1 protein-coding gene is annotated in these 1,823 nt (G+C 57.7%); it reads right to left on the bottom strand.

The genetic code is table 11. From position 1 onward, the window contains the following. Positions 1-556: 556 nt before the first annotated feature. Positions 557-730: a hypothetical protein gene (locus WB528_RS09305; protein ID WP_423888126.1), complete on the bottom strand. Its 174-nt coding sequence runs from the start codon at positions 728-730 to the stop codon at positions 557-559. Positions 731-1,823 lie beyond the last annotated feature (1,093 nt).

The following is a 1,823-nucleotide window of genomic DNA, read 5'->3' as shown; positions in this document are numbered from 1 at the left end:
GGTGGGGCATGCGAAGAGCTCGGTTGAGGCGTGCGAAGAGCTGAAGAGCTAATGATCGATACTTGCCGTTCGCGGGCTGTGCCGGCTAACGAATTCGCGCTGCAGCTTGCGAGCGATGGCGGTGGTTGCCCGCTGAAGCGACCCAAAGGGCTTGCTCCAATGGTTCGCGCCTTCGAGGCCGGGTTCCATATTCCAAGGTCTACGGAACTCAGTGTTGCATTTGCGGGTTTTGTTATGGATCGTTCCGCAAGGAGGCTCCAATCAAGAGACCCTTGATAAGCGCGCTGCTTGCGGTCGGAACAGCACTACTGACTGCTGCTCCCGCATTCGCGGATTACTACATTGTGAGAGAGGGTTTGACCAACCCCTGCAAGGTGGTCGACAGCCGGCCACTGGATAGTAAAACCATTGTGGGCGGCGATCGTACCTATACGAACCGACCAGCAGCCGAAAAGCAGTTGCCCCTTCTGTGCAAAAGTGAATAAGCGGCTGGACAGAACATCTGTCGGGCGAGAAAAAGCCCCGCGTGAGCGGGGCTCAGAGAAATGACGTAGGGCTAAGCTCGGCTGTCGAGCGACAATCCCATGCTGAAGGCTTTTTGACGCGTGGCGCCTTCGGTGCGCTTGAGCGACTTGGCGATCGCTCCGGCGGGTCGTTTTTTCTTGGCCATGGCTTTGAGGGCGCGAACGTGCTCCTTACTCCAGGCAACTCGTTTTCGCTTCTTTGGCATATACAATCTCCCAGCCCAATAATGAGTGAATTATAGCTTGGTGGCATCTGAAAAGAAACCTTTGCGAGCGGCGAGAGAACTTAAAACAAAGACGCACTCGCGTTTTCCTATGATTTCCGTTTTTGTGCGCCGCCTCGGAGGCGTTTGGAGCCTTATAACGCACCACTTGACCCAGCCATCCAGTCGGGCAAGCATATTTGCTGCATATGAGGCCGCGCACGGTGGAAGCTACGGGCCCCAAAAAGATCGGCGCTAGGGCCGCGCCGATCAGAGCTAAATAGGCGATGGCGAGGACAGAGAAGAAGAGCTTTCCGGAGGTCACCAAGTGCCTCCAAATGAAAATAAATCAAGGGAAAGCTACATCTGATGACTGCGGGGTGCAACAGCCGTGATGAGTAAGCTTGTGCCGAGCCACGACGCCGAGGGAAATTGGGCCGATTACTGTTATATCGTGTGCGGTTTTATCGGCGTTTGGTGAATCTCGCGGATATCTCCGCGGAACACTCTGGCGACGTGCCCATTGCTCCAGGTAATGGTGACTACATCTCAACTGGTTTCGGTTACGACGCCAGCGTCGGTGGGATCGCCCTGCCAATACAGGAGCGAACCTTTCTTAAGTGATTTGGATTCGTTTAGGCGTCATCGGCGCACACGGTACCTGCACGGGCCGCATCAGCCGCCGTATTGGTGGCTGACACCGCGGAGCTGATGCACTCGGCGGCCCTCCTCCGGCTGGGACCGCTAACACTGGCGTCCACCGTGGAAGCTACGCCTTTCACACCTAGGGTGCAAAGCGCAATCAGTTTCCCCGCTTTGGGTGTTCTGCGGCTTCCTTGGCTATCCTCACGCGCGCGCGCGAAAGTGGCGGCAATAACAGGGATCGACCTGCTCGACCTGCTGGCGCCGGCTGTGCGGCGCGGCGGCGGCGGGCCGCCGCCGACATTTTCCGTTTTAGTGAAATGGCTGTTCCCAGCGGAGGGGCGACGATGGAGTTGGGGCGGTGACCGACGATGCTGATGTCGGCATCACCTGGTTGGGGCGGCGGCGGGCGAGCGCAGCGAACTGCCATTAGCGGCGCAGACATCCATTTGGA

Origin of the sequence: Bradyrhizobium sp. (assembly GCF_049586575.1) — a bacterium.
Classification (GTDB): domain Bacteria; phylum Pseudomonadota; class Alphaproteobacteria; order Rhizobiales; family Xanthobacteraceae; genus Bradyrhizobium.
The sequence above is the reverse complement of the archived record's forward strand: the minus strand, read 5'-3'. Positions and strand labels throughout refer to the sequence as shown.